The organism is Pseudomonas sp. QS1027 (assembly GCF_002814235.1).
Classification (GTDB): Bacteria; Pseudomonadota; Gammaproteobacteria; order Pseudomonadales; family Pseudomonadaceae; genus Aquipseudomonas.
Window position 1 is genome coordinate 148,515 of record NZ_PHSU01000017.1, and the last position, 26,952, is coordinate 175,466.

General features: G+C 57.5%; 22 protein-coding genes and 1 pseudogene. 13 read left to right on the forward strand and 10 right to left on the reverse strand.

Annotation, left to right across the window (positions count from 1 at the left end; translation table 11 throughout):
• Positions 1-7: 7 nt before the first annotated feature.
• From CWE01_RS17025 to CWE01_RS17035, 4 genes are all read right to left on the reverse strand, one after another.
• On the reverse strand, positions 8-1,822 hold the full coding sequence (locus tag CWE01_RS17025) for a hypothetical protein (protein ID WP_157815236.1): 1,815 nt from the start codon (positions 1,820-1,822) through the stop codon (positions 8-10).
• A gap of 341 nt (positions 1,823-2,163) precedes the next feature.
• The gene (locus tag CWE01_RS17030; protein ID WP_100941706.1) at positions 2,164-2,991 is read right to left on the reverse strand and encodes a hypothetical protein; all 828 of its coding nucleotides are present in this window, start codon (positions 2,989-2,991) and stop codon (positions 2,164-2,166) included.
• A 705-nt stretch (positions 2,992-3,696) separates the two neighbouring features.
• Entirely contained in the window at positions 3,697-4,140 is a 444-nt protein-coding gene (locus CWE01_RS33320; protein WP_157815237.1) for a hypothetical protein, read from the reverse strand.
• Positions 4,141-4,242: 102 nt separating this feature from the next.
• Complete coding sequence (locus CWE01_RS17035; protein ID WP_100941707.1) at positions 4,243-4,884, reverse strand: LysE family translocator; 642 nt, start codon at positions 4,882-4,884, stop codon at positions 4,243-4,245.
• 263 nt (positions 4,885-5,147) lie between these two features.
• Between CWE01_RS17035 and CWE01_RS17040 the strand changes: the two genes are divergently transcribed.
• The 4 genes and pseudogenes from CWE01_RS17040 to CWE01_RS17055 all read left to right on the forward strand — a co-directional run.
• A complete protein-coding gene (locus CWE01_RS17040; protein ID WP_100941735.1) occupies positions 5,148-6,554 on the forward strand; it encodes a sodium:solute symporter family protein in 1,407 nt (468 codons plus the stop codon).
• Positions 6,555-6,787: 233 nt separating this feature from the next.
• A complete protein-coding gene (locus CWE01_RS17045) occupies positions 6,788-7,138 on the forward strand; it encodes a metalloregulator ArsR/SmtB family transcription factor (RefSeq protein WP_157815238.1) in 351 nt (116 codons plus the stop codon).
• 101 nt (positions 7,139-7,239) lie between these two features.
• Entirely contained in the window at positions 7,240-7,710 is a 471-nt protein-coding gene (locus tag CWE01_RS17050; RefSeq protein WP_100941709.1) for an arsenate reductase ArsC, read from the forward strand.
• Between the two features lie 238 nt (positions 7,711-7,948).
• A pseudogene (locus CWE01_RS17055) lies at positions 7,949-8,794 on the forward strand (AMP-binding protein); the annotation flags it as partial.
• 86 nt (positions 8,795-8,880) lie between these two features.
• Here the strand turns inward: CWE01_RS17055 and CWE01_RS17060 are convergent.
• Positions 8,881-9,792 (reverse strand): LysR family transcriptional regulator, encoded by a 912-nt coding sequence (locus CWE01_RS17060; protein WP_100941711.1) that lies wholly within the window; start codon positions 9,790-9,792, stop codon positions 8,881-8,883.
• Between the two features lie 607 nt (positions 9,793-10,399).
• On the opposite strand from CWE01_RS17060, the gene CWE01_RS17065 reads away from it, so the two are divergent.
• The 4 genes from CWE01_RS17065 (at position 10,400) to CWE01_RS17080 (ending at position 13,496) form a co-directional block, all read left to right on the forward strand.
• Positions 10,400-10,588, forward strand: coding sequence for a DUF1843 domain-containing protein (locus tag CWE01_RS17065; protein ID WP_100941712.1), 189 nt, complete (start codon positions 10,400-10,402; stop codon positions 10,586-10,588).
• Between the two features lie 33 nt (positions 10,589-10,621).
• Positions 10,622-11,254 carry a DUF1842 domain-containing protein gene (locus tag CWE01_RS17070; protein ID WP_100941713.1) on the forward strand — a complete coding sequence of 211 codons (633 nt, stop codon included), beginning with the start codon at positions 10,622-10,624 and terminating at the stop codon, positions 11,252-11,254.
• A 52-nt stretch (positions 11,255-11,306) separates the two neighbouring features.
• Positions 11,307-11,888, forward strand: coding sequence for a DUF1842 domain-containing protein (locus tag CWE01_RS17075; RefSeq protein ID WP_100941714.1), 582 nt, complete (start codon positions 11,307-11,309; stop codon positions 11,886-11,888).
• Between the two features lie 144 nt (positions 11,889-12,032).
• Positions 12,033-13,496, forward strand: coding sequence for a GDL motif peptide-associated radical SAM/SPASM maturase (locus CWE01_RS17080; protein ID WP_100941715.1), 1,464 nt, complete (start codon positions 12,033-12,035; stop codon positions 13,494-13,496).
• Here the strand turns inward: CWE01_RS17080 and CWE01_RS17085 are convergent, their stop codons facing one another.
• From CWE01_RS17085 to CWE01_RS17095, 3 genes are all read right to left on the reverse strand, one after another.
• On the reverse strand, positions 13,497-14,135 hold the full coding sequence (locus tag CWE01_RS17085) for a DsbA family protein (RefSeq protein WP_157815239.1): 639 nt from the start codon (positions 14,133-14,135) through the stop codon (positions 13,497-13,499). It lies immediately after the preceding gene.
• 104 nt (positions 14,136-14,239) lie between these two features.
• Positions 14,240-15,139 carry a LysR family transcriptional regulator gene (locus CWE01_RS17090; protein ID WP_100941717.1) on the reverse strand — a complete coding sequence of 300 codons (900 nt, stop codon included), beginning with the start codon at positions 15,137-15,139 and terminating at the stop codon, positions 14,240-14,242.
• A 115-nt stretch (positions 15,140-15,254) separates the two neighbouring features.
• Positions 15,255-16,472, reverse strand: a complete 1,218-nt coding sequence (locus CWE01_RS17095; protein ID WP_100941718.1) for an MFS transporter — start codon at positions 16,470-16,472, stop codon at positions 15,255-15,257.
• 220 nt (positions 16,473-16,692) lie between these two features.
• Here CWE01_RS17095 and CWE01_RS17100 point away from each other — a divergent pair, with 220 nt between their 5' ends.
• From CWE01_RS17100 to CWE01_RS17120, 5 genes are all read left to right on the forward strand, one after another.
• Entirely contained in the window at positions 16,693-17,964 is a 1,272-nt protein-coding gene (locus CWE01_RS17100; RefSeq protein WP_100941719.1) for a cytochrome c, read from the forward strand.
• Entirely contained in the window at positions 17,961-18,443 is a 483-nt protein-coding gene (locus CWE01_RS17105) for a (2Fe-2S)-binding protein (protein ID WP_100941720.1), read from the forward strand. The genes CWE01_RS17100 and CWE01_RS17105 overlap by 4 nt, the downstream gene beginning before the upstream one ends.
• Positions 18,427-20,655, forward strand: coding sequence for a molybdopterin cofactor-binding domain-containing protein (locus tag CWE01_RS17110; RefSeq protein ID WP_100941721.1), 2,229 nt, complete (start codon positions 18,427-18,429; stop codon positions 20,653-20,655). The genes CWE01_RS17105 and CWE01_RS17110 overlap by 17 nt, the downstream gene beginning before the upstream one ends.
• Before the next feature lie 146 nt (positions 20,656-20,801).
• Positions 20,802-21,992, forward strand: coding sequence for an FAD binding domain-containing protein (locus CWE01_RS17115; RefSeq protein ID WP_100941722.1), 1,191 nt, complete (start codon positions 20,802-20,804; stop codon positions 21,990-21,992).
• A gap of 79 nt (positions 21,993-22,071) precedes the next feature.
• The gene (locus CWE01_RS17120; RefSeq protein WP_100941723.1) at positions 22,072-22,743 is read left to right on the forward strand and encodes a bifunctional 2-polyprenyl-6-hydroxyphenol methylase/3-demethylubiquinol 3-O-methyltransferase UbiG; all 672 of its coding nucleotides are present in this window, start codon (positions 22,072-22,074) and stop codon (positions 22,741-22,743) included.
• Positions 22,744-22,756: 13 nt separating this feature from the next.
• Here CWE01_RS17120 and CWE01_RS17125 read toward each other — a convergent pair whose 3' ends face one another.
• Together CWE01_RS17125 and CWE01_RS17130 are read right to left on the reverse strand one after the other, a co-directional pair.
• On the reverse strand, positions 22,757-25,237 hold the full coding sequence (locus CWE01_RS17125; RefSeq protein ID WP_100941724.1) for a sialidase family protein: 2,481 nt from the start codon (positions 25,235-25,237) through the stop codon (positions 22,757-22,759).
• 94 nt (positions 25,238-25,331) lie between these two features.
• Positions 25,332-26,408, reverse strand: a complete 1,077-nt coding sequence (locus tag CWE01_RS17130) for a nucleoside hydrolase (RefSeq protein WP_100941725.1) — start codon at positions 26,406-26,408, stop codon at positions 25,332-25,334.
• Between the last annotated feature and the right edge of the window lie 544 nt (positions 26,409-26,952).

The window sequence follows — 26,952 nt, forward strand, 5'->3', positions numbered from 1 at the left end:
CGTCCAATCAATCCATTTTTTTACGTAAACGACTAACTAAAACTACGTCCTGGGTGGTCATGTATGTTTTAGCTCTAACCCAATCCAATACCGGGCCGTGCACAAATGAATCAGATTGCATAAAAATTTTCTGGAGAACCCATGCACCTATAGGCACATAACTAGCTACTCCACTCGTTGACGCAATTGCTGCAAAACCTCCCGCCAGCCCAACCAAATCCAACAGCTGAACTTTTGCTTGATTTTTTTCAAATCTTTTAACTTTGCCATTCAGTGATTTTACATACTCAGAAAAATCCGTGTTAGAAACAGATTTTTCTTGAATCAACTTTTGCAATGATGACATGTCAGAGCCGTCAAAAACCTCCGAAACTTCAATTATAGGTGCATCATTATCCAAGCAGAGCACCCCCTCTATTAGGGCGCTCATATCACATACGGGTGCAACAATACTATCTTGCTTTACTCCCGTCATGATACTACCGCAAAACTCGGCAAAAGGCCCTTCATCAAAATCCGGAGTTTTAATAGGGTTGTATACTGCTCCTAGCGCCGCCGCCCACTCAACTGACGCCATAGAAACTTGAATAGCTGGCGCTAGATCAATGGCATGGTACTTTTTCGCGATACCCGTGGCTATTTGACTCAAGCCATTTCGCAACATGCCTAATGCCCCGAGATCGTTAAAACTATACTCCAGCGAAGGCCATACCTCAGAGAAGTGCTGGACAAAAATCCCTGGTAACTCGTTTGCTCCAACACCGCTCGTAGCAGATAGCAAATCTAGAACAGCCCGTCTTTCAACGTTATTCAAGCTGGGGAACAGCAACGGATTTCGCCTCCTTGATTCTGCAATTGAAGCCGCAGCAAGCCTTTTAGAAAAAATTATCGACTTTGGTGCGACCTCTAATAATTTAGCAAGAAAACCAATAGAATACATCGGAATCTTGCCAGGCAACACAAAGCCTACCCGCCCCTTGGCGGCTAGCTCCAACAACTCACCCTCGTTTACATTAAACCCTTCAAACACCGCCTCACTGAACCCCTCTAAGGGTAGAGCAATCCATACGACTTTATAAAGAGTTAGGTAGCCTCTTAAGTTGCCTGGTATCAACGCCATGCTATTTACAAAACAAGAGCAAGCCTCCATGGCAAGCTTAGAATCCAAAAAATGACACCTGTCTATACTTCCCTCCGCAAAAAGAGAAAGCCTGCTGTCTACCCAGAAATCTTCATCCGCTTCGAGCGCCAAGCGTAAAGCAGCTGGAAGCGCTTTCTTTGTATCTCCCTCGATATATATATTATCGCTAGCGTCTTCCGCCCAACCAGATGTCTTAACGACAATTTCAGCTTCCACATCAAAACCTAAATTTGCTAATGCAATATCAACCTCAGCACGTTGTTCTGCTGTTATAGTCGACTCTACAATCAGCTTGATCCCGCCATGATCACAATATGCAGCGACCCTTGGAAAATCTTTAGAAAGCACATTTTTAAGAAGCTTGTTAAATTCAGGGGTGGTAAATGGCACTCCGTGGTACTGGGAAAGCTGAGAGCTTGACCTCGCCGGAACTGACACTGCCCCCACAGGAAGCTTTTTAACAATTTTCACAGGAGTTCCGATTACTCTGCATGACTCATCAAACCAAGAAATCAAATTAGCAAGTTCTTGATCAGGTAGATTCGTGCTCGCCTCACCAATCAACACATAATAACAATCCTCAAACTCCCACAATCCATCAAAAAAAATATTATATTTTTGCAAAATCAATCGTTCGTAAGATTCCAGGGCATAGCCACGCACGAATACATTTTTTCCCATATGAGTCACCCCCAATGATAGCGCTGTCCAAAAAAAATAAATATTTGTCTAAATCTTAGTGCATTTGACTTTTTGGTAACTGGCAACAAATCATCTTCAACTGATGAGACCTCTAAAGTCACTATAGACGTATAACCTTATGGAGCAATCTAAAAATTCTTCACTCCCAGTCCATCTATGACGGCGAATTAATTTTCGTTCTGCTCAAATCCCTAAGTTTTGACCATTGGTCGGCATCGAGCTTAAACAGGCATTTAGGGTGGTTTGCAAACTCGAAAGATAGTCAAGTATGGATCGATTCTGGTAATCACGAGCGTATACTCCCCTATTACAGAGGTGCCCTAGTGCCCCCATTCCCGAGCCAGCCACGCAGGAACGTCATTCAAGCGTAAGTTTTTTACATAGAACTTCCATTCGTCGATATTTTTTTTGATAGACGCAAGAAATGCGCTGCGCTCATAGTCTGTCCAACCTGGAGCGTCTGCTACCGATTGCTCTAGAAGTGGCCCTAAAGCAAAAGGGTCAGAATTATCCAAGGTTTGTCGCATCTCTTTTATGAATTGCTGCATCACCTGCCAATCATTTTGGAGTGCTTTGTATTGAGGGTCATCAGCCACAATAGGCAACCCCGTCCTAGCCTGCTCATCGGCTGAGCGCTTTCCCATAGCAATGTTCACAAGTTGTGCGTGACGATCGAGTTCAGAAAAAAATGCATGGATACAGGGTATTGCCAAGCCTCGAAGCATTATTCGGTGGAACGGGTCAAGGCTTTTATTAATGCCGATTTGGTCGACTCCGAACGATTTGAGTAACGTCTCAATGCGGGTAACGAGATCCTGAGTCTCACTCTTTGGAATGGGGCCTGCCCAACGGCCTGTACGTGACATTACTTGCACAGAAATATCAGCGAATAGCTGACTCGCTAGTTTCAACTGCGTAAAAAGCCTGTCGGCTTCTTCTATTTTTTCGTCCAGTTTTTTAGTCCGGGCTTCAAAACCGAACCCCTTGATGAATTCAAAGTGATTGATGTTGGCAATCAACAAAATGAGCACGCCAGCCGATAAGCAGGCGGTTGCTGCTGCTACATGATCCACTGTAGCAACCCACAGGCCAACCGCTACCGCGCCCGTACCAAGCGTATTGCCGACGAAACTCCTGAGCTTTTCCATACGTCCTCTTGAGTGGAAATGACTTGAAGACCGTGCCATACAAAGGCGCTTTTGGGAAGCATGCAATCGCTTCAAGCAGTCATCTAATTTTAATTGGTCGATTGGGTAGATACGAGCACCTGCTTTGGGGTCGATAGCGATCATCGGGCGGACGACTGCAATCGACCCAAAGACTCCTTGAGTCAGAAATATGGTTCCGCGAGATCTGGATCCTCTGCGATTTCCGAATTGTTCTTCCTTACTAGCTCAGACAGAGACTTATAGTCATTCGAGCTTTTCCGGGTGGGGAGAACAATCACCGTAAGGTCGTTGTCTTTCCGCTCAACCACTATCCCCGGCATTGTCAGCGCCTTCTGATACTCATCGATAACGACATCGCGAATTTTGTCGCGACCAATGCGTTCTTTGATTTATTGAGAGATGACCGTCACGGATGGATTTACTCGATTCTTGTGATCAGGCGGCAGGTGAGCTACTCTGGTTTCTTTGTTCATGTTGATGGTTAGACGCTGTGTAAGCTGTTCGAGATTTTATTTTTGCAGCGACTTGTCTTTTTCTTGAAAGCTCATTGTTTTGACTCCTGTGGTTGGTAGGTGCTTATTGTGCGGTGAGAAAAGTGGGACAGATTCATTTTTACGCAGAATCTGGCCTCGGCTAACCGCAGCCTCCCCACAGTCACCCAGTCCAACAAACAACTTGTGAGATTTAAAATTGTAGGCGATATAGTGCGTTTCTGGAGCTCTTGCATCCACCGTTACCATGACCACTGAAATTATCATTATAAAATTCACACAACATGCTTGTTCCTTTATCGCCAAACAGTGATGCAGTACCAGGGCTGCCGCCGGGCATTACATATGAGCTTGAGTTTCCAGAAAACGAAGATAAACCAGAAGAACCATAAACCGAACCGTACACATTACCAAAGCCAATAGTACCGCCGCGCACTAAAGAATACTCACCGATCAATAACTCTCCGTCTGGCATGATAACTTTAATATCTCCGTGGCCTGAACCATAAGACTTAAAATCTGCCGTAAGGACACCTGTAGCAGTAGCAATATCATTTGCGGGATATAAGTGAGCACTACGTGTACAACCAGATAACGCAACGCAGACTAAAACCACAGAAAACGCAAATTTTCTCATTGTTATCTCCCTGTAGGTTAGGTGACGCTACCCATTTCCATAATTATCTCCACTGTCCGCTCCTGGCCGATTTCCGCCGGCCATGGGCGACACCTTTCGCTCCTAAACACTCTGCCGACGCATGCTCAGTACCGCCGCACCAAAGCCAATAAAGGTCGACCCCACCACCCGGTTCAACCATTTGGAAAATACGGGACGAATCAGCAGGCCTTTGGCGCGAGAGGCCAGTGCGGCATACAAACTCAAGGACGTCAGCGACAGGGCCATGAAGATCGCCGTGAGGATCAGAAATTGCGGCAGCAGTGCGGCGCTCTGATCAATGAACTGCGGGAACAGTGCGGTGAAAAACATCGTCGCCTTGGGATTGGTCGCCGCAGTCAGGAACGCCGACTTGTACAGTTTGCTGCGCGACGGCCTGTGGCGGGTTGGCTGGCCTTGAGCTTCGCCTACCAGCACCGGGGCCTTTTTCAACAACTGCTTGGCGCCCAGATAGAACAGATAACCGGCACCGGCAATCTTCACCGCGTTGAACATCCATTCGGAACTGGCCAGCAGCGCCCCGAGACCCAGCATGGCCGCCGCCGACAGACAGAACAGACCACTGGCGTTACCGAGTGACGACCACAGGGTGGAGCGCGGACCGTAGGTGATGCTGTTGTTCAATGCCATCAATGTCGCAGGACCCGGGCTGGCGATGGCAATACCCGCAACCAGGGTGAAGGCAAGAACCGAGTGAACATCCATTTTTCTGACTCGTCGGGAGTTGAAGGACCGATCCTACAAGGGTAATCAGAATGTTTCATCCCCAATAGTTCAACGTCTTTTGGCACACGCCGATACCTTTAAGGTATTCAGCAATACTTACTCAATATTAGACACCACAAACCAAAGGTAGGAAGCTAAAACGCACAACAACAATACTTAAAGAGCATCACCATGAACCCAGCCTGCGAACGCGCTCCTGCAGCATTCCCCTCAACCTTCCTCACGTTGATCGGGTAATGAACATGCAGTCCCACTCCTCCTGGATCGTCCTTTCCATCACTGCCTTCTACATGCTCAGCCTCGCGCTGATCAGCTTCGGTGTGCGTCGACACTCGCGTAGCGCCAATAACTACACCACCGGCGGCGGGCACTTTCCGGCGTTTCTGATCGGCTTTTTGATGCTGTCGGAATTCATCGGCACCGCCGTCAGTATCGGTACCGCGCAAACCGGCTTCAAAACCGGCATCTCCGCCGCCTGGAACCTGTTCGCCCTGGCCCTGGGCTTTGTGTTGTTCGCCTGGCTGCTGGCGCGCAAATACAAGGACCTGGGCGACAACACTATCTCCGGCGTGCTGTCGCGCAACTACGGGCAGAAAACCCGTTTTGCCACCTCGATCATCACCATCTTCGCCCTGGAAATCGTCGCGGTGTCCATCTATGCCAGCGGCGGCGCGGTGCTGGCCAGTGTGCTGCAGGTCGATCGCACGCTGGCGATCATCATTGTCGGTGTGGTGTCGGTGCTGTACGTCAGCATCGGCGGCATGCGCTCGGTTATCTATACCAACTTCGTCCACGCCAGCCTCAAGTACCTCGGCGTCGGGCTGGCGCTGTGGTTCGGCTTGAAACAGGTCGGCGGCATCAGCGCCCTGCGCACTCAACTGCCGCCCAGCATGTTCGACTGGACCGCCATCGGCTGGGGTCAGATCATCGCCTGGATGATCGCCGGCATCGGCTCGATCTTCTCCACCCAATATGTGATTCAAGCGGTGAACACGGTCAGTGACGCGGGCAAGGCGCAACGGGCGTGCTTCTATTGCGCGGGCCTGATGATTCCCTTCGGTATCGGCGCGGCCTTGATCGGCATGTGCAGCGCCGCCTTGTTTCCCCAGGTGGATTCGCTGCAAGCCTTTCCGCGCCTGATTGCGAGCATGGATCAATTGACCGCGGGCCTGGTGGTGGCGGGCTTGGCCGGCTCGCTGTTCGGCACCATCTCGGCGGTGAGCATGGGTTCGGCCACGTTATTGCTGCGGGACTTCTACGAGCCCTGGTTCAACCCGGAAAAAAGCGACGTCAAATCCCTGCGTTTTGTCCGGCTGGCAACCGTCGTCGTCGGCCTGCTGCCGATCGCACTGGCCCTGACCTCCGACAAGGTGCTGATGATCGCCTTCCTCGGCAAAGCCCTACGCGCGTCCCTGGCGGTGCTGGTGCTGATGGTGTTCTACGCGCCCAAATTCGGTACGCCGAAAGCCGCGTTCATCAGCATTATCGCCTCCCTGGTGGCGACCGTCGGATGGTTCCTGGCCGGCAATCCGTGGGGCATCGACAATGCCTATATCGCGCTGTTCACGCCGCTGGTGATCATGAGCATCGGCCACCTGATGCCACGCGGCACGAATGGCTCGCCCCTCAAAACCCTTGAACTGCCTTGATCCCGGCGCGCTAGTCAAACCCCGAGAGATCGAGCCGCCCCGGGCTTGATCTCTCTCAGCGCAGCAATGCTTGCACCACACGTCTTGACGGCGCCACCGCCCGCTGTGCCATCGCCTCCGGCAAGATCGACATGGTCAACGCCGATGTCGTCATTGAACCTCCCCTTTCACCAAGACCAGTAAATATGTATATTCGAATATACGAATATTCATATGTATTGCGCGACGCCACCATGAGCCTTTCCCCCGCCACTGTCTTCAAGTGCCTCGGTGACGAGACCCGCGCTCGGATCATGCTGATGCTCTGCGAACAGGGAGAGCTTTGCGTCTGTGAACTCATCTGGGCGCTGGACGATAGCCAGCCGAAAATTTCTCGTCATCTTGCCCAGCTACGCACCTGCGGACTGCTGGAAGATCGCCGCCAAGGGCAATGGATCTATTACCGCCTGCACCCGCAGTTGCCGGAGTGGGTCGAGGACATTCTCCAGGTGACCCTCAAGGCCAATCGAGCCTGGGTCGACCGGAGCACCGACCGCCTTACCTCCATGGCAGACCGTCCTGTTCGCCAGGCCGCTTGCTGCTGAGCCCGCGCCTGAGACAATCAAAGGTTGGCCGCCCTCTCACACTTCCCATCCCGCTCATACCCCAGGCCCTGCGGTTGAGCATCCAAGCCCAGGAGACAACGATGAAAGTTCTGTTCATGTGTACCGCCAATAGCTGCCGTAGCGTGCTCAGCGAAGGCCTGTTCAACCTGATGGCGCCTGAAGGGATGACGGCCGTCAGTTCCGGAAGCTTCCCCAGCGGGCACTTGAACCCTCGCGCGGTAAGCACCTTGCAAGGGCTTTGCGTGGACACTTCGGGACTCTATAGCAAGGGCTCGGAAAGCTTTGCCGACAATCCGCCGGACCTGGTGATCACCGTGTGCGACAAGGCCGGCGGCGAGCCCTGCCCGGTGTACTTCGGCCCCGCCATCAAGAGCCACTGGGGCCTGTCCGATCCGTCCGAGGTCAGCGGCACGGATGAAGAGGTCCAGGCCGCATTTGACGCGACGGTTGCGCATATCCGTCAGCGATTCGCCGCGCTTTTCTCTCTCAATCTCAAAGCGCTCAACCCAACCGAGTTGAAGCAGGCGCTGGACCGGATTGGTGAGCGCTGATGGAGGACGGCCCACACGCCTCCCCATAGGGAAGCTGTCTTCATATAAAAGTCGACGCCAGAATACATTGGGCAGCGCTTCAAACAACGCTTGATATGCCTGAAGTTATTTCTCATGGACGCCAATCCACCCCTCATGGATTATGCCGCTCAATGCGGCGGAGACCGCTAATGCAGAGCCGTTGGCCCCATCAGGCTGATTAGTGTGCGCATATCCTTCAGCCACTCAGGAGCCGAGCATGAATATCGCCAACTGGCTGGACGAAGCGGGCCTTCACCACCCGAAACGGGCGGCCTTGTTCGAGGGACGGCGGCCCGTCGCCAACTACCGCGCCTTTGTCGACCTGGTCCGGCACCGGGCCGCCTATCTGATCGACGAGCATGGTATTGCCCCCGGCGACCGGGTCGTCCTGTTCATGAAGAACTGTTGCGAGTACCTCGAACTGCTCTATGCCATCTGGTGGGCCGGCGCCGTGGCGGTGCCGATCGACTGCAAGCTGCATCCCGTCGAGGCCGCCTGGATCGTACGCAACGCCCAGGCCCGGCTGATCGTTACCGATGGCGGTCAAATGTTCGCGCCCGGGGCCCTGCCCCCGGTATGTCGAGAGCTGGATCGAGAGGACATGGGGGCCCTCACCTCGATCACTTCGCCGCCGCACACCCCCTATCCACGGCAGGCCGATGACCTCGCCTGGCTGTTCTACACCTGCGGCCCCAATGATCGCTTCAAAGGGGTGATGCTGAGCCACGGCAACTTGACGGTCATGTCACAGGGCTGTTCGCCCGATGTCGATCCGATCGACGCCGATGAGGCCGTGGTCTATGCCGCGCCGATGTCCCACTGTGCCGGGCTCTACAGCCTGATCCATGTGCGTCGGGCCGCGCGCCATGTCGTCCCGGAATCTCGCGACTTCAAGGTCGACGAACTGTTCGGGCTGGCGAGCGGATTCGGCAATATCGCGTTGTTCGTGGCCCCCGCCATGTTCACGAGCATGGTCGAGCACGCCCGCCGTCAAGGCTACAACGGCGGGGAAATCAAGACCATCATCTATGGCGACGCGCCCATCTACCCGACAGACCTGCGCAACGTACTGCTCAAGAACAGCTACGGCGAGCTCCTCAAGACGGAGCTGCGTCTGTGGTTGAAGGCCAGCGCCAATGACACCTGTGCTCACTGAAGCGCATTCTCGAGGCTGCGATTGGAACGACTGCGTACAGGGTGCTCGGCTCGTTCAGGTAGACGCAGGTCGATCACCTTGCTCAAGGCCTGGTCCGACAAATCCGGGTTATTGACCGCCAGCCGCACTTCGAGGAGATCCTCGAAACCGGGAAAAATGCTCAACCCATTACGCTGGGCCGCCTCGCGGGACACCATGCCGAGGCCGTCCATCTGCGTGATCAGCGAAAGGGTCAGGGTTTCGCTGCCGGAGTAAACCATTCGCTGAGCGGACTCATGGCTTCCGAGGCCCGCGTCGAGAAAGCGCGAGAAACTGTGGGAATACGGACAATCATCCGCCGGACGAACCAGGAATTTGTCGCCCAGAAACGCCAACGTATCGCTCTCATGACCGCAGTGAGCGCCCACCACCTGAATATGCACACCCGGCAGCACGATGCTCGGCAACCCGGGCCTTTGCGGGCCGATCAGCACCGCCAGATCGAAGCCTTCATTCTTGAGCTTGCTGAGGTTTTCCATCGACTCGGCGTAGCTGAACTCCAGCTGATGGTCGGGAAACGCCTCAATCAGACGCCCGATCATTCTCCGATTGAAGTCCTCCGACAGCGTGGTATTCAACGCCACCTTCAGCGTGCGTTGTCCGGCCCCCTTCAGCGCGGTGACTTTTTCGTCCATCTGCCGCGTGGCGACCAACACCTTGTCCATATAGGGTGTGAGCTCCGCGCCCTGCGGGGTCAGGGTCAGGCCCTTGTTGGACCGTCGAAACAGGCGAAAACCAAATTGTTCCTCGACCTTGTTCAACTGCGCGGCCAAGGCCTGCACCGTCAAGCTGGACTGCTGCGCGGCGGCCGACAACGAGCCGGTCTGCACGATGCGCATCAGGTTGCGTAAAGTTCTACTGTCCATGGGCTGATGCCCTCTAAGGTGAGCTGGCGATTGTCGTGTACCTTGCGGTCTATAGGGCGCCCTTTGAAACAACGGCTCACAGCGCACGCTTCCTGAAAAATGAACTGACATGACCGTTCGGCGCTTTTTTTGGCGCGATCGAAAATTCATATCTAGGGTTACGTAACTGGCGAAATGCCAGTCTGCGAGTATCGGAAAACCTGCTGTTACTGACAGCTAGTACCCAAGAAAATCAGGGATGGTTTGTGCTTGCGATCCTGTATTCGCTCGCCCTGAGTGACGAGTTGATCCCTGCGTTTCGTTGTTTTCTCTCAAGGATAGAAAGATGACCAACGTACAATCGATTCGCACGTTTTTTTCACATCCCCTCCTGGCCGCCGATCATCACAATCCGGTCATCAACACGCCCCCGAACATTACACAGTCAGCGTGGGCAACTCAACGGCGCGATTGAATCGTCGCCCACCACCGGTGCCTTCGCTAACGCGCAATTGCAAGCGGCCATTGTCGACGGGCAAAACATCGCCACGAAACGGGGTCAGCGTGCATAAGGGTGCCCCCCTTCCCGGAAGGAGGGTTTGGCAACACCACGGAAGGATCCATCGTTATGAATCGTTCAACGCCCCACGCTTTACCTCCTTACGGGACCGCCATCCAAGGCGCGATCGAGGAGGGCAATCTGCAGCAGATGAAGGCTTTGCTGAAGCAACGTGACTCAACGACGCCGCACTCGAAAGACCTGCAAACCGCGTATGAAAAGCTGGCCAAGGAAGTTTCCCGTTTAGAGAAGCTTTAGGGCCTTTCTCTCAATGCAATGGAGGCAATAACTATGTCTGGTTCTACTCAGCAACTTGTCGGCCTGTTCCCACTCAGTTATCGAATTGGCACCTCGGCCCCCGGGGCACAAAGCCTGACGCTCAATCTGCTGGTCTTTACGCCCGAGCAGAGTGTCAGTGGTACTGCCATCGTCACCCAGGCGATCAACCCGCCGCTCGATCTACAGTCGGATGTCTGGGGTGAATACACCTACATGACGGTCATGTCACCGGCCGTCAGCAAAATCCTGATTACCGCTCAAGGCAACCACGGCGGCCCCACTGCGAACACTGCCGTGAACTTCAAGTTGCACCTGGTGGTGGGCAGTGACTGGAAAGAAGGCGTGGCCAGCTACCACTACCAGGATGGCCAGCACCGGGTCAGCGTCAACAACGTCCCCGCCCACCTCAATGAACCGGTGCAATCCCGCTTCTTCCCACCCATGGGCCCTGGCCCGGTCATTCTGCCCTACCCACCGATTATGCCCCTGTACGCCGCGCCGATTCAGAGCGCCATTGCCAGCGGCGACCTGGCCCAGATGAAACACCTGGCCGGCCTCGCCAAACAGCAACTGGAGCAGCAACCCCAGTTGCAGAGCGCACTGGAAGCCGCGAAGGGCGAAATCAGCAGGCTGGAGCGGCGCTGACTGGCGGCGCGATCAGACTGAACTGTCCGCATACAATCAAGGGAGTTGCACCATGTCGATTGGACTTTTTCATACCCGCCTCATCACCCATACCCCACTGCTGGGTGCGCCGGTACTTACCCTCGATCTGCTGGTCGATACCGCTCGCAAGACCGTCACCGGAATTGCCAGTGTGTTCGCCAGTACCTACCCAACGGTTAATTTCCGCGCCAAGGTCTGGGGCAATTACTCCGAGGCCAAACTGACAGCCTCGGTGGAGAACCACATTGTCCTCACCTTGGAGGGTGGCCCAAGCAGACCGCCCAGCCAGATCGCCGAGACGTTTCATCTCAAGGGGATCCTCGGCGCGGATTGGGCCAGCGAGTTTGTCGACTATAACTACGTCGAGCATGGCCAAGAGCATTACGTCAGGCACGCCGCTGTCAGCCAGGCCGCCGTCGAGCAGCACGAGCCTGTGAGGCATCCCGTACTGCCGCTCTACGCCGTGGCGGTGCAGCAGGCACAAGCCAGTGGCGATCTGGCGCAGCTGAAATCCGTTGTCCACCTGGGAGAGCAGCAACTGGCGCATCACGGTGTGCTGCAAAGCGCCCTCGAGCAATTGAACGCTGAAATCGCGCGCCTGGAAGCACGCTAGTCCGTTTTGCCCGGGCGAGGCCGATTCTGGTCTCTCCCGGGTCTTTCCAACCAGAGGCAAATCCAACCGCGCCATCGACGCTAGGGAAGGCGCGAACACTTCGATGGACTCGTATCGCGCCGTGCCCGCGCGCAAGGATTTCCCATGTCAGACAGCCGCCCTGCCCGCTACCTCAGCGAGGCCGACCTCAAACGCTACGTACCGGTTCATGTGGTCTGGGAAATCACCCTGGCCTGCGACCTCAAATGCCTGCACTGCGGCTCACGCGCGGGCCATCGACGTCCCGATGAACTGAACACCCGCGAATGCCTGGAGGTGATCGACTCACTGGCGGCTCTCGGTACCCGAGAGATCACCCTGATCGGTGGCGAAGCCTATTTGCGCAAGGACTGGACGCAGTTGATCCGGGCGATCCACGATCACGGCATGTACTGCGCCATACAAACAGGCGGACGTAACCTGACGCCTGCCAAGATGCAGGCCGCGGTCGAAGCCGGCCTCAATGGCGTCGGCGTTTCGCTCGATGGTCTTGCCCCGCTGCATGACGCGGTACGCAACGTCCCGGGCTCCTTCGACAAGGCCGTGGACACCTTGCGCCGCGCCAAACAATCCGGGCTCGCCGTGAGCGTCAACACGCAGATCGGCGCGGCCACCTTGCCGGATTTGCCGGCGCTCATGGACACCATTATCGAGCTGGGCGCCACTCACTGGCAGATCCAGCTCACAGTCGCCATGGGCAATGCCGTCGATCACCCGGAGCTACTGCTACAACCCAGCCAGTTGCTTGAGGTGATGCCGTTGCTGGCGCGGCTTTACCGGGAGGGGGTCGATCGCGGCCTGCTGATGAACGTGGGCAACAACATTGGCTACTACGGTCCTTACGAACATCTCTGGCGCGGCTTTGGTGACGAGCGCGTGCATTGGAGTGGCTGCGCCGCCGGCCAAACGGTTCTGGCACTTGAGGCCGATGGCACGGTGAAAGGCTGCCCTTCCCTGGCCACCGTCGGCTTTTCCGGCGGGAACGTGCGCAACATGAATCTGCACGACATCTGGCATTACAGTGAAGGCATGCACTTCGGGCGCCTGCGCGGCGTCGAGGACCTGTGGGGTTATTGCCGCAGCTGTTACTACAACGATGTGTGCCGCGGTGGCTGCACCTGGACCTCACACTCCTTGCTGGGCAAGCCAGGCAACAACCCTTACTGCCATTACCGTGCGCTGGACCTGGAAAAACAAGGGCTGCGAGAACGAATCGTGAAAATCGAGGACGCCCCGCAGGCCTCCTTCGCGGTCGGGCGTTTCGACCTGATCACCGAGCGTATCGACACCGGTGAAAAAGTCAGCAGCGTCAGCGATAGCGGTCAGGTGATCAAACTGGCCTGGGCCAATCAAGGGCAGAAATCGCCGGATGAAGGACGTATTCCCGTGCAACTGGCCCTGTGCCGTGGCTGTTTGCAATACATCTATCCCCACGAGTCGACCTGCCCGCACTGCCAAGCGGATGTGGCTGCCGCAGAAGCGGAACACCAGGCCAACCGCACCAGACAACAGGCCATCATGAATACCCTGACGGGTCTCCTGGGGATTGCACCTAGCACCTTGATGTAGCTATGGCGCAACGAGGTGCTGGCTACGGGGAGGTTTGAGCAGCGTTGCCAAGATGGCGGATGGCTGCGCGCCGCTGATTACCGTGTCGCCGGACTGGATGGCCGGTGTCAGGCGCCCACACCATGCGCTGGTTTCGCGTTCGGCCTCCACAAGCGCCTTGACGCCGTCTTCGCTGCGCAGAAAGTTCATCGCCAGGTGCCGCTCTTCGGTGTCTTGCGGGAGCAATGCAACCAGCGACGCTGGATCGCTGATGTCTTTGCCCTCGCAAAAAAGCGCATGGTAAATGCCTTCAAACAGGGTTTGGGTGCATTGCCCCCTATCCCTCTGCCACCGCATGAGCCGAAGCGCGCGTTCCGTATCCGGCATCGTGGTGATCCGGCTGAAGTCCAACGAAATACCGAACTGCGCGGCGGCAAGGGAAAGGGCTTCTTCATGGGCTTTGGCTTGGCTGCCGAAGCGATTCTCCCGGTAGGTGCGATAGTCCATGCCGACCTGGGCTGCCGGGTGCGACCGACACGCCTGGTAGTCGACAGGCAGGATGACCCCGGTGGTAGCCATGGCTTGGCGCAGGCGTTTTTCACCGACCCAACACCAGGGATTGAGGAAATCAAAGGCCAAGGCGATGAACGTGTTTTTCATGTGGATCGACCGAAATGTCCAGTGACCCGACTTTAGGTGAAATGACCCGCTCCGAGTAGATATCCGAAGCGCAATGCAGTGTTGCGTGGGCGCTGTCATCCCCCTCAGTAGCTGAGGATTTCCTCGAGAAAGGCGATAAAAACCTTCACCCGGCTGGATCCTCGATGGTTTGGCAAATACAACACGTTGATCATGCCATTGGCCTCGCCCGGGTTGGCCTCGTAGTTGGCGAGTACGCGGGTCAGAAGTCCTTGTCGTACATCCTCGGCCACCAGCCAATCCGCCAGCAACGCAATGCCTCGGCCACTCAAGGCCGCCTCACGGAGGATATCGGCATTGTTGCTTTCTAGCCGTCCCTGGACATTGATGCGAATGCAATCTTCCGGGCTGCGAAAAACCCAGCCCTGATGCAGGCCCTCGTAATCGAAGCGCAAGCATTCGTGATTCAAAAGCGCCTGTGGCTGCAAGGGAATGCCGGCTCCGGCCAAATAGTCGGGGCTTGCAACGATCCAGCGTTCGAACCGGCCGATCGGTTTACTGATAATGTCTTCGCTGGCCAATGAGGAGCCCAAGCGAACGGACAGGTCGATTCGCTCCTTCAACAGATCGGTCATTTGGTCGCTCAGCGACAGGCTCACGTCGAGTTCTGGGTACTGGGCAAGCAGGCGCCCTATGTGCGGGGCTATGACCCGCCGGCCAAACTCGACCGGTACGCTGACCCTCAGGCGCCCGCGGGCCACGGCGTTGCGGTCGGCAACGGCCGTGTCTGCCTCGGCGAGGGCATCCAGGATAAAAAGAGCCTTTTCGAAGTACGCTTGTCCCGCGACGGTGGGGCTGGTATTACGCGTCGTACGATTGAGCAATGACGCGCCCAGCTCCGTTTCGAGGCTGGCGACCTGGCGAGTGACTGATGAGGTTGAAACGCCGAGTTTACGCGCCGCAGCAGAATAGCCACCGCAGCGCACGGTTTCGACGAACATACTCAACGCAAGCAGTTTGTCCATGGCCCAAACTCCGATGTTGTGAGCGACTGGACCCAGTGGCTCAACCGATATACCTGGTTGGATGCATTCTGAACAAGCCTCGCGTGTTTGCCTTGAAGGGTTGTGCTGGCAAGCCTCACAACTTCGCACTAATGCGCAGGCGGCTGAAAAACAGCACGGCCGCCACGGCGGGTATCAAAGCAGCCAGGCAGACGAACAGATTCCATCCCAAGCGTTCGTAAAGCGGGCTCGCCAGCACTGAGCCCAAGGCTCCGCCAAGGAAAATACTCGTCATGTAGACCGCATTCAAGCGAGCGCGACTCTGCGGATCAAGAGCATAGACCTCACGCTGTCCCAGCACCATGTTCAGTTGAACGGCAAAGTCCAACAGCACGGCGCTAACCACCAGCCACAGGTAACCCGAGGCCGGCAGTGCCGCAATCAATAGCGATGCCGGCGCCAGTAGCAGGGCGATGAGGCTACCCCGCTGCGTATGACCGGCATCCGCCAGGCGTCCTGCAATCGGAGCCGCTATCGCCCCGACCGCGCCCACCAGGGTAAACAGGGCTACCTGTGTTTGGCTGAAATGGTGATGACGGATGAGTTCGACAGGCGCAATCGTCCAGAAAATGCTGAAGCTGGCAAAGAGCAATCCTTGATACAAAGAGCGTTCGCGAAGCACGGCATAACGGCGCGCGAGGCTGAAGATCGAACCGATCAACGCCCCGTAGCTGGCACGGTGAGCGGGCATTCGTTGCGGCAGGGCAACCCCCATCAAGAGCGCGATCATCGCCATCAGGGCGGACGCACCAAAGAACACCCCGTGCCAGCCGAACGACTCGGTGAGCGTGCTGGCAATCGGGCGGGAAAGCAGAATCCCCAACAGCAAGCCACTCATGATGTTGCCCACCACTTGGCCGCGGGATTTTTCCGGCGCCATGTGCGCCGCCAGTGGCACCAGGATCTGCACGGCCACCGACGTGAGGCCGATCAGCAACGAACAGATCAGAAAGGTTGAAGGCGTCTGGCTCAGCGCGGCACCGGCCAGGCACAAGGAAGCCGCCAGCGAGAAGCCAACCACCAGCCGACGATTTTCCATCAGGTCGGCCAGGGGCACCAAAAAGAACAGACCCAATGCGTAGCCGAGCTGAGTCAAGGCAACAATGAGGCTGGCGTGCTCGCTTGACAGGCCAATCTGGGGCGCAATCAGTTCAACGATGGGCTGGGCGTAATACAGGTTGGCAACGACGGCGCCGCAACAGAACGCAAGCAAAACGACCATCGTGGTGGACAGGGTTGGCGACGTGACAGGCGTCGCCTTCAGATCAGACGTTGTGGAGCTGCCAAGGGACATGGCCACACCTCATTAGGGGTTGAATGGATGTCGCTAGCCTAGGTGCCTGTTTGCAACTTAGGAATCAGGCGGCGGAGCAACACTACGATGCGCGAGGCGCAATGCTCGGCGCAGCTGCAGTTGGCGCAACACACCGTTGCGCGGCGAGGTGATACCCCGCTTCGGCATGCCTGCCTACCCTTCCCGTTTCGAGCACAACGCTGGCGAAGGATGAGCAAGCATGAACAAGAAAGGTCTGTGGCTAGGTGGGCTTACCCTCGCCGTCTGTGGCGCCGCTTTAGCCGGTGCACTGATGTGGCGACCCTCCCTGCCCCCCGTCAAGCAACCTGCGCCGCGCAATGCCGAGCAGATCCGGCGCGGAGCGCTGGTGGTCGAGGCCGGCGATTGCGCGGTCTGCCATACGCGCCCGGGTGGCGAGTATCTGTCCGGCGGACTCCCGCTGGTGACCCCCTTTGGCACGCTCTACAGCACCAACATCACACCCGACGATCGCACGGGTATGGGTCAATGGTCCCTGGAGGCGTTCGAGCGGGCCATGCGTCACGGCGTATCCCGTGATGGGCATTTTCTGTATCCGGCGTTTCCCTATGCCCATTATCGCCGCATGAGCGAAGACGATCTGAAAGACGCTTATGCCTATTTGATGAGCGGACCGCCAGTGGACTCGCCCGCCAGGCCGAACCAGATGAACTTCCCCATGAACATTCGGCCGCTGGTTTCGTTCTGGAACCTGCTGTTCCTTCATGGCGCACAAGCACAGCCGGAGTCGGGGCAAACGGCACAATGGAATCGAGGGCGGTATCTGGTCGAAGGGGCCGGGCACTGCGCGGGATGCCATTCACCGCTCAACCTTTTGGGCGCCGAAAAGTCCGGGCAATCGCTGGCCGGCGGTACGGTCGATGGCTGGGAGGCGCCTTCCCTGCTGGGTTTGGCCCAAGCGCGCAAGCCCTGGAACACTCAACAACTGGTGGACTATCTGCGTGGCGAGGTGGTGGCCGATCATGGGGCGGCGGCCGGCCCCATGAGACCGGTCAGCCTGGGCCTGGGAAAAATGCCCGTCAGTGATGTGCAGGCCATTGCCGAATACCTGCTGAGCCTGGGTGCGCACACTCCAGTTGAAACACCCTCGCCGACGCCTGACACCCAAGCCCTCGATCCGACGGCACGCAATGAAGGGGCCGCCCTCTTCCAGGCGGCCTGCGCCGGCTGTCATGGAGCAGGCGCCCCCATGCGTTCGATCGACGGGCGTCCTGATCTTGCCGACACCTCAGCCCTGCGCTCCGCCAGTTCGCGCAACTTCGTGAAGACGGTACGGGAGGGCATCGCCATGACCCCGGGCGCTTCAGGCCCCGGCATGCCGGCGTTTGCCGCCCTTCTCAACGACGCCCAACTCACGGTGCTGGCGACATACCTGCGCGCTCGCGCCGAGCCGGATCATCCCTGGGCCGACCTCCCAGAAACTATCGACGACTTACGCGAGGATGCGCAATGAGCCGCATGACCCTGAATGTCAATGGAGCGTCCCACGTGCTGGACATCGACGCCGACACGCCCCTGCTTTATGCCTTGCGCAACCAGCTTGAGCTCAATGGCGCAAAGTATGGCTGCGGGCTTGGCCAGTGTGGCGCCTGCACGGTGATCGTCGACGACAAGCCGATCTTCTCCTGTGTCACCCCTTGCTCAAGTGTGCAGGGCAAAAAAATCCGTACCGTGGAAAGCCTGGGTACAGCCGATCAGCCCGGCGCCTTGCAAAAGGCCTTTATCGAAAAACAAGCCGCACAATGCGGCTACTGCATCGCCGGAATGTTGATGCGCGCCCAGGCACTGCTGGAGCGCAATCCCAACCCTGACGAGCAGACAATCACCACTCACATGGCGCCGAACCTCTGCCGTTGCGGTACACATTTGCGAATCATCGACGCCATCCGTGCCGTCGCCGCGTCGGGAGCACACCATGAAGAACAACGCTAACGTCGATCTCGAGCGGCGCGCCTTCCTGCGCAACGGTTCCTTGCTGGTGGCGTTCTCGCTGCTACCGGTTGCCGGCAATGCATGGGCCGACACCGAGGTGGATACCCTCGGTACGCTGGTCCTGGCTCCAGACCTGGCCGGCAGCTTGCGCAGCAACCCTTACCTGGATGCCTGGATACGCGTCGATGCGCAGGGAATAACCGTCTACACCGGTAAGGCCGAACTGGGTACCGGGGTGAAAACCGCCTTGTTGCAGATCGCCGCCGAGCGTCTGGAAGTGGCGCCCGACACCATCAACATGCTGACTGCCGACACCGCGTTGACACCCGATGAAGGCTATACCGCGGGGAGTCACACCATCGTCGACAGTGGCACGGCGTTATTCAATGCCGCGGCCCAGGTGCGCCAATTGCTGGTGGAGTCCGCGGCCAGGCGTTGGCACGTCGAGCCTGATGGGCTGGTGACCCGTGATGCGCTGATTCAAGGGCCCGACGGGCAGCGCATGAGCTACTTCGAGGCCGTCGGCGGCGTGGATCTGCATCGCCATGCGCTGCCGAAATCGCCAACAAAGGCCCCTGGAGAATTCAGCCTGATCGGGCACTCATTGCCTCGCCTGGACATCCCGGCCAAGGTCAGTGGCGGTGCCGCATTCGTACAAGACATGCGTTTGCCAGGCATGCTGCATGCCCGACTCATCCGGCCACCCAGGCCAGGTTGCCAACTGCTGTCGTTTGATCCCGACGCCTTGCAAAGCCTGCCTGGTGTGGTGCAGGTCGTTCATGACGGCAACTACCTGGCCGTCGTTGCGAAGGACGAATGGCAGGCCGTGAAGGCGATGCGCGCGGGGTATGCGCAGGCGAAATGGAGCGAAGGCGTTGCGCTGCCCGACGCACGCAGCATCCATGCGTTGCTCCCGCACTTGCCGTCGCGCCGTTACCCCATCAGCCACACGGGCAGTCCGGCGGCGGTCCCGGGATCGGGTTATCGGGCACGGGTGACCAAGCACTATCTCATGCACGGTTCTATCGGCCCGTCCTGCGCGGTGGCCTGGTTAAAGGATGACGTGCTCACTGTCTGGACCCACTCCCAAGGTGTCTATCCGCTACGCGCGGGTATCGCGCAAATGCTCGGGTTACCCCTGGAACGGGTTCGCTGCATCCATACCGAAGGGTCCGGCTGTTACGGCCATAACGGCGCGGATGACGCGGCGGCGGACGCCGCCCTGATTGCCATGGGCGTGTCCGGCTCTCCCGTGCGGGTTCAATGGATGCGCGAGCAGGAAAACCTCTGGGAGCCCTACAGCTCGGCCATGATCACCGAGGTGCAGGCAAGCCTGGATCAAGACGGCCGGATCCAGGATTGGGCCTACGAACTGTGGACGACCCCGCACAACGAACGCATCGTCAATGCCGGTCGCCTGTTACCGGCACGCTTGCTCTCCAAACCCTTCACCTCGGCCCCATCGGTGCCTATCGCGCAACCGGAAGGCGACGGTGACCGTAACGCCGTGCCCCTGTACAACACGGCCTCGACCCGTATCGACATGAACTTCATCACCCTGATGCCATTTCGCACCTCGGCGATGCGCTCCCTGGGTGCGCACATCAATGTCTTCGCGATCGAAGCCTGCATGGACGAGCTGGCGGCGCGCGCCGGCGTGGACCCCGTCGCTTTGCGCCTCGCCCATTTGGATGACCCTCGCGCTCGAGCGGTGATAGAGCGAGTGCGGGACGACTTCGGCTGGACAACCCAGCCCGTCAAGCCGGGCGTGGGGGTCGGCTTTGCCTTCGCGCGGTACAAAAACATCATGGGGTATTGCGCCCTGGCGGTGCAGATCAACGTTCACCCTCAAACCGGTGACATCGTGGTTGATCGGGTGGTCACGGCCGTGGATGTCGGACAGATCGTCAGCCCCGACGGCCTGCGAAACCAGATAGAGGGTGGGATTGTGCAATCCACCAGCTGGACGTTGTTCGAAGCCGTCGATTTTGATGCCGCAGGCGTCCGCAGTTATGACTGGAGCGGTTATCCGATCCTGCGTTTTCCACAATTGCCACGGCGTGTCGAAGTGCATTTGCTCGATCAGCCAGGCCAGCCATTTCTGGGCGCCGCGGAGATCGTGCAAGGCCCGATGGCGGCAGCCCTCGGCAATGCCCTGGCCCACGCCACTGGCCGACGGCCTTTGCAACTGCCCCTGACCCGGTCGCTTTGAATGCGGCCACCATGACCGAGCGTGAGCGCGGTCTGGTGGCCTCGACCCAGACCGGTGTTGCAACTCACGCAATACGGTTTGGCGAAGAGTGCTGATTATCAGCGTCCGGTCCAGCCCTTAGAGTAGGTCGAAAAGGAGGACCTACCATGGGCACGTTTACAACTCACCCTCAACGACCTGCCGGGGCACCTCGTGCCCTGGTGATTGGCGGATCATTGGGCGGGCTTTTCGCAGGTAATCTGCTGCGCCAGATCGGCTGGGACGTCGATATTTTCGAGCGTTCTTCCCACGACCTCGACAGTCGAGGCGGCGGCGTAGTGCTGCAGCCGGAGGTGGTCGAAGCGTTTCGCAAGCTGAACGTTCCATTGACCCACCTGGAGATGGGCGTTCGCTCGCAGTACCGCACCGTGCTGTATCCGGACGGCCGTGTCCAAAGCAAAACCTTGGCCCCGCAAGTCCAGACGTCCTGGTCACTGCTTTACACAACCTTGCGCCAGGCCTTCGGCAATGAGCGCTACCACCAGGGGAAAATCCTGGTGGACCTCGATCAGCCAGAAGCCGGCCGGGTGGTGGCCGTGTTCGAAGACGGCGAACGCATCGAGGCTGACTTGCTCGTCGCCGCTGATGGCGGTAACTCGCAGGTACGTCAATTGCTCTGGCCAGAATACCAGCCTGGCTACGCCGGCTATGTTGCCTGGCGCGGCCTCCTGCCAGAAAGCCGTTTGCCCGAGTTGCCGGCCCAGGTGTTGGCGGGTGACTTCGGTTTCGCAAACGCCGGCGGCTCGCACATCCTGGGCTACCTGGTACCCGGTGAACACAACGATATTCGTCCCGGACAACGCTACTACAACTGGGTTTGGTATCGGGTTGTCGAGGAGCCACTCATCGGCGATCTCATGACCGACGCCAATGGGCACAAGCGCGACTATTCGGTACCGGAAGGGCTTCTCGCGCCGGCGTGGCGCGAGCATGTCTGGAGGGAAGCCGACAGCCTGCTGCCCCCCGCTTTTCGGGAGGTGGTGCAAGCCACCGAACAGCCTTTCGTGCAAAGCATCCGCGATTTGGCGATGCCACGGATGGTTGATGGCCGGGTGGTCCTACTCGGCGATGCGGCCGCCATTCCCCGGCCGCACACCGCCGCCAGCACCTCCAAGGCGGCATTCAACGCACTCGAACTGGCCCGGTGCCTGAGCCAGGCCCCAGACGACACGGATCGCGCCCTGGCGAACTGGGAACCGGCACAGATTGCCTTGGGGCAACGCCTGCTCGCCCAGGGCCAAGCCATGGGCGATCACCTGATGTTCCACCGTCCGACCCTTCACACTGGCAGGCGCTGAATGACCGATGAAGTCCATCAGGCAGGCGGATAGATGTTCTATCCTTCCATCCAACCAACCACCGACTCCGGACATCAAAATGCCCGCCCCCGAATCCGCCCTCCTGCAAAGCTGGCAGCACAACGCCCAATCCTGGATTGAAGCAGTTCGCGGCGGCGCCATCGAAAGCCGCCGCCAGGTCACCGACCAGGCCATCCTGCTGGCGGTGCTGGGCCGCCAGCCCGAGCGTGTGCTCGACCTGGGCTGCGGCGAAGGCTGGCTGTTGCGGGCACTGGCGACACGCGGCATCGACACGGTCGGAGTGGATGGCGATGCGACGCTGGTCGAAGCCGCGCGGGCGGCGGGCTCTTCGCCGGTGCATCTGGCGAGCTATGAAGCGTTGGTGGAAGCGAAGGTGGATATCGGCCGCGACTACGACCTGATCTGCGCCAACTTTGCCCTGCTGCATCAGGACATCATTCCTCTGCTTGCCGCCATGAACGCCCTGCTCGCCCCCGGCGGCGCGCTGGTGATCCAGACCCTGCATCCGTGGACCGCGGCGGCGGGCGACTATCAGGATGGTTGGCGGAACGAGACCTTCGATGGATTCAAGGGACAGTGGCAAGCCATGCCCTGGTATTTCCGTACCTTGTCCAGTTGGCTGAATGCGCTGGACATGGCCGGTTTTCGGTTGGGCACTTTGCAAGAGCCGCAGCACCCGCAAAGTCCCGTACCGCAGTCCTTGCTGTTGGTGGCCGAGAAACGGGAGTAAGCCACACGGCTGCCTACTTGCCCGTCTCCTCGGCTGGGTCCTTGCCCTGAAAGCCGAGAGAGTATTTCAACGCCCGTTTCTGCTGGGTTTGCGGATCCGGCAAACCGATGGTCTCCGGGTTCGCAAAACCCGTGACGCCGCCCGCGGTATTGATCGCATCAAACAGAAAACTGAAGCCTTGTTTCAGCGAGCTCTGGGCAATGCCGTGGCACCCCATGCAGCCGCCCATGGTCTGGCTTCCCGTGCTGTGATCGTAATCCGGCACCTTGATGTTCTTCATCATGCGCATATTGGTCAGGGTTGGGGTGTCCTGGGGGAATTTATTGCCGCCGCGAAAGAGTTGAATCCCCGGCTGGCTGCTTTCGACCAGGATATTGGCCAGGTAATAATCCGGGTCGGTTTCCGTGCTCGACGGGATGGCCTGCACCCCTTTAAGCCGGTAGTGCTTCCAGACCGAATTGTTGAACGCACTGCTGCCGTCCATGAGCTGCTTGACCTGGTTGTTGACCGCCGTGACTTCGGAATAGGCAGTTTGCGGTTGCACGACACGGATCGGGCCGGCCTGCCCCTTGGGGATCCCGTTAGTGCCGGAGTAGATGGGCGGAACATGGGCCGAATCCGCAACATCGCCCTTGGGCAGGGTAACGCTATGGAGGGTGTTGCCATCAGAGAAGGTCGCGACCGGCGCTGAACTGCTCTCCGGCAAGTAGGCAACCTTGTTGTAGTTGGCGATGTAGTAGAGCCCGGTCGGCGACTGGTCGGGCAAGGTCATCGCGTCCTCATGTTCGAACGTGGCGAATATGAAGGTCGGGTAGTTGGGCGTCTTGTGGATAATATGCAAGGCGACCAGCGCGTATTCTTCGTTGTACGCCACGGGCGCCTTATCCTCACCGTGATAGGTCACCACCGTCGCCGTATAGTAGCGAGCGCGCTGCGCCACCGGAATGTCCGCCAACTTGCGCCATGCAGCCTTGACCTCCACCGCGCCATTGGGCAGAACGATATGATCCGGGTAGCTGCTCAGGCTTTTCGCATACGCGTAAATGACAGGGTTGGCCTTGGCCTCAAAGAGGATCTGGCTGTCGTTTGAAGGGGCATAGTTGCTCCCGTTCATTGCCGCTCGTGGCGGGTTGACCGGAAAAAATATCGCGTTCTGCCCTATTTGAGTCGCCTCATCCAGATTGTTGTAATGGGCATAGCTGGCACCTGGCGCCAAGGGCGCACCGTTGGGGAAACCGACATAGCTGTATTGCGGGCTGGAAGCAAACGGACGCGTCGGGCCGCCCACGGCGTTTTTCCCTAGCGCCGGAAACAACTCGGTGCGATGGGCGAAGGTTTGCCACAACAAGGGGCTGGAAGATTGTGGCACCTTGCCCGAATCGGCAAAGCTGCTGCCGGGATTGCCGACGCCGCGGTTAGCCGGCAACGGTGTGTTGGCGGCATTGTTCAGGGCGATAAAGCTGCGCCAGGCAAAGGTTGCATAGTCGGTATGGCTAAGGCCCGTGGCCAGGTCCGCGGGCAGTTGCGGGTTGTTCGTGGTCAGATCGTTTGTGGTGATGGCATAGGAAGCGCCCAATCCCGATGGATAGGCGGAACCCACCGCGAAGCGCTTGGAGAAATACTCATTCCAGTGCAGCCCATCGTTTGAATAAAACGTATTGGCGCTGCTGCTGATAAACACGCGCTCACCGATCATCGTTGCACTGTTCAGGAAACCCCTGGGCCCCTGGCTGGTTATCCCCGTCAGCGCTTGCCGCGTGCCCCACTGGCCAGCCCGATCGTAAGTGCGGGCGAACATGGCGCCATTTTCAAAAGCGTAATAAGCCCACAATTGACCGTTATAGACAACGGGCACCATGGTTAGAATTTTGTCGGCACTTTCCTGGAAGGCCAGATTTTCCCGGCTCCACGCAACACCGTCATTCGAGGTGACATAATAAACAGCGTTACCTGAGTTTTCGCTATACAAGACAAAGAGCTGTCCGTTATACACAATCGGTTTGTTATTGATGGCCGTATGGAGCGTAGTGATAGGCCTGGCCGTGGACCAGCCGGTGCCGTTTTCGGAGCTGACGGTCTTCAAGCGGCCCTGGGGATCGGTAAAGGTCAGTACCAATTTTTGATTGAACACGCTCACCGAGACATTACTGAAAATACTGTCCACACTGATAGTTTGTGTGGGAGACCAGCTTTTTCCTTCTGCCGAGGTGGCATAATTTATATGCCTTTGGTCATTGTTGTTGGCCCAGAACATATAAACCTTACCCTTGAACGACTGCACCGAGGGTATATAAAACGCCTGGGGTCTGAAGGGCACCGTACTTGTCGAAGAAGGAATGCCGCTGGAAGCCTCTGGATGATCAAAGACATCGACCGTGATCCCCACGCCTTGTTGCGGTGTGGCGATGATCACACTCTCCGCATAAGCCGACGAGACCGCCAGCAAGCCACACAGGCACAGCATCAGCCGAACAAGCATTGTTTTAACGCTCATATATTCACTCCTTTGAGTTAGCGGTGACTACAGGGCGTGGGGACGCCCTGGTCGGCGTAGCGGTTCCATTGCTTCATCCACCTGCGCGGCCACTCTACTTATCGGCCGTTGCCTCCGCTGCCTTGGCCATGTTTTCGGCCGTGGCGTCGACCGAGTTGCCTGCGATGGTGTACAGATAAAGTGTGGTGACGAATCCGGGTGCGGCCGACAGGGCTACATCGACTGGAGCACCCGCGTTATCCGGTATCAACTTCGCGCTCGTGTCCTGTTCTTCGTTCAGCTCCTGCTCCACCCGCAGGTGATAGCGGGTAAATTGGACAAACTGAGGGTCGGTTATCGCGGTGGCCGCCAGAGGGTCCCAAAAATACAGGTATTTTCCGATACCGGGCGCAATGGTCGAGCTTTGCAGCACGTGGGTGAGGAATTGAGCAACCGGATTGGAAATACGGGAGAGCTGGTTCACGAAATTCTGCGTAATGGGAATAAAGTTACTGGCGTTCAGCGCAACCAATTGAATGGGGACCCCACCATTGAAGACATAGTGAGCACCCAGTGGATCCAGGAAGATGTTCCACTCGGCAACCTGGTTGGTGTAGTAAGGCGCATCGCCCAGGGCGTCAATGATATTACCGCCCGCGCCAGGCTGGACGTACTCCGACAACAAATTCCCGCCCATCATGACGATGCGATCTATTTTGCTGAGCAACAAATGTTGCAATGCATTGTCGGTTTTGGCTTGCTGGAACAAATGCCCCCAGGTCGTACCACCACCGATCATTAACACCGTAAATTTATGAGTGGATTTTTCCAATGTTTCCCTTAAAAAAACGAGCGCATCGGCTCGCGTGGGATTTGGGTTTTTCCCTGGAAACAGGGCGTCGTAATGGTGATCCGCCGCCTGGCGTGTTTCGAAGGGAAAAGTATTGCTATACACCATGGGGCGCTGAAGACCGGCAGCGACGGGAATGCGCTCTATCTCAGGGTCATTAAACAAAGTGAGGAAGTTACTGACGTTTTCAACGCCGTGACTCAAGTGAACAGCCCCCACCCCCGTCACGGTGATGCCTTCGACCTTGACCGCGTGATGTTTTAGCAAATACGACATGGCCATGTAATCGTCGAAATCGACATCGGTATCGATGAGTACATGGGTGAGCGGTTGCGCAGACATAGTGCTAGCCTCCTGGCTAATAAAAAATCACGTCCGATGTCAAAGAGAGGAACAATCATTTTGTCCGCCCACAGCCAACGGTGCCGAACGACTCAGCTTTTTCAGGCAAATATTTAACAGTGGCGATTCCACTGTAGATGGCCATTTAATACCTGTCTAGGGATCAGCACGATTAATCTATTTATCTAATAATAACAATGCACTATGCGTCCACCGCGATAGATTTATGACGTGCATGACCCACCGGTGTCCCCCTCTTCACTGTCATGCAAATGATGGCACTTTCCTGAAAATGGCCTACACCTGATTAGCAAGGAAGAACGGCCAGCGATCGACAGGAGTCGATAGTCAGCATCCCCCGCCCTCCCTGCACACACTCCGTTTCCTCTTTGTTGATCATTCCTGGCCAATCGGCGGGGATTGAACTCAGTCGTCCGGCGCCGCCGAGGAGGTAGACCAACCCGATACCCGATACCCCGTTCACCCGTGAAGCCCGTCTCGGCGATCAAACCGGGACCCTGACCAAAAATAAATGAAGGAAGCC

What these genes read in the sequence shown, in the direction of transcription:
- CWE01_RS17025 (WP_157815236.1), bottom strand. Translation starts at nt 1,822, where the DNA reads ATGGGAAAAAATGTATTCGTGCGTGGCTATGCCCTGGAATCTTACGAA.
- CWE01_RS17030 (WP_100941706.1), bottom strand. Translation starts at nt 2,991, where the DNA reads ATGGAAAAGCTCAGGAGTTTCGTCGGCAATACGCTTGGTACGGGCGCG.
- CWE01_RS33320 (WP_157815237.1), bottom strand. Translation starts at nt 4,140, where the DNA reads ATGAGAAAATTTGCGTTTTCTGTGGTTTTAGTCTGCGTTGCGTTATCT.
- CWE01_RS17035 (WP_100941707.1), bottom strand. Translation starts at nt 4,884, where the DNA reads ATGGATGTTCACTCGGTTCTTGCCTTCACCCTGGTTGCGGGTATTGCC.
- CWE01_RS17040 (WP_100941735.1), top strand. Translation starts at nt 5,148, where the DNA reads ATGCAGTCCCACTCCTCCTGGATCGTCCTTTCCATCACTGCCTTCTAC.
- CWE01_RS17045 (WP_157815238.1), top strand. Translation starts at nt 6,788, where the DNA reads ATGAGCCTTTCCCCCGCCACTGTCTTCAAGTGCCTCGGTGACGAGACC.
- CWE01_RS17050 (WP_100941709.1), top strand. Translation starts at nt 7,240, where the DNA reads ATGAAAGTTCTGTTCATGTGTACCGCCAATAGCTGCCGTAGCGTGCTC.
- CWE01_RS17060 (WP_100941711.1), bottom strand. Translation starts at nt 9,792, where the DNA reads ATGGACAGTAGAACTTTACGCAACCTGATGCGCATCGTGCAGACCGGC.
- CWE01_RS17065 (WP_100941712.1), top strand. Translation starts at nt 10,400, where the DNA reads ATGAATCGTTCAACGCCCCACGCTTTACCTCCTTACGGGACCGCCATC.
- CWE01_RS17070 (WP_100941713.1), top strand. Translation starts at nt 10,622, where the DNA reads ATGTCTGGTTCTACTCAGCAACTTGTCGGCCTGTTCCCACTCAGTTAT.
- CWE01_RS17075 (WP_100941714.1), top strand. Translation starts at nt 11,307, where the DNA reads ATGTCGATTGGACTTTTTCATACCCGCCTCATCACCCATACCCCACTG.
- CWE01_RS17080 (WP_100941715.1), top strand. Translation starts at nt 12,033, where the DNA reads ATGTCAGACAGCCGCCCTGCCCGCTACCTCAGCGAGGCCGACCTCAAA.
- CWE01_RS17085 (WP_157815239.1), bottom strand. Translation starts at nt 14,135, where the DNA reads ATGAAAAACACGTTCATCGCCTTGGCCTTTGATTTCCTCAATCCCTGG.
- CWE01_RS17090 (WP_100941717.1), bottom strand. Translation starts at nt 15,139, where the DNA reads ATGGACAAACTGCTTGCGTTGAGTATGTTCGTCGAAACCGTGCGCTGC.
- CWE01_RS17095 (WP_100941718.1), bottom strand. Translation starts at nt 16,472, where the DNA reads ATGTCCCTTGGCAGCTCCACAACGTCTGATCTGAAGGCGACGCCTGTC.
- CWE01_RS17100 (WP_100941719.1), top strand. Translation starts at nt 16,693, where the DNA reads ATGAACAAGAAAGGTCTGTGGCTAGGTGGGCTTACCCTCGCCGTCTGT.
- CWE01_RS17105 (WP_100941720.1), top strand. Translation starts at nt 17,961, where the DNA reads ATGAGCCGCATGACCCTGAATGTCAATGGAGCGTCCCACGTGCTGGAC.
- CWE01_RS17110 (WP_100941721.1), top strand. Translation starts at nt 18,427, where the DNA reads ATGAAGAACAACGCTAACGTCGATCTCGAGCGGCGCGCCTTCCTGCGC.
- CWE01_RS17115 (WP_100941722.1), top strand. Translation starts at nt 20,802, where the DNA reads ATGGGCACGTTTACAACTCACCCTCAACGACCTGCCGGGGCACCTCGT.
- CWE01_RS17120 (WP_100941723.1), top strand. Translation starts at nt 22,072, where the DNA reads ATGCCCGCCCCCGAATCCGCCCTCCTGCAAAGCTGGCAGCACAACGCC.
- CWE01_RS17125 (WP_100941724.1), bottom strand. Translation starts at nt 25,237, where the DNA reads ATGAGCGTTAAAACAATGCTTGTTCGGCTGATGCTGTGCCTGTGTGGC.
- CWE01_RS17130 (WP_100941725.1), bottom strand. Translation starts at nt 26,408, where the DNA reads ATGTCTGCGCAACCGCTCACCCATGTACTCATCGATACCGATGTCGAT.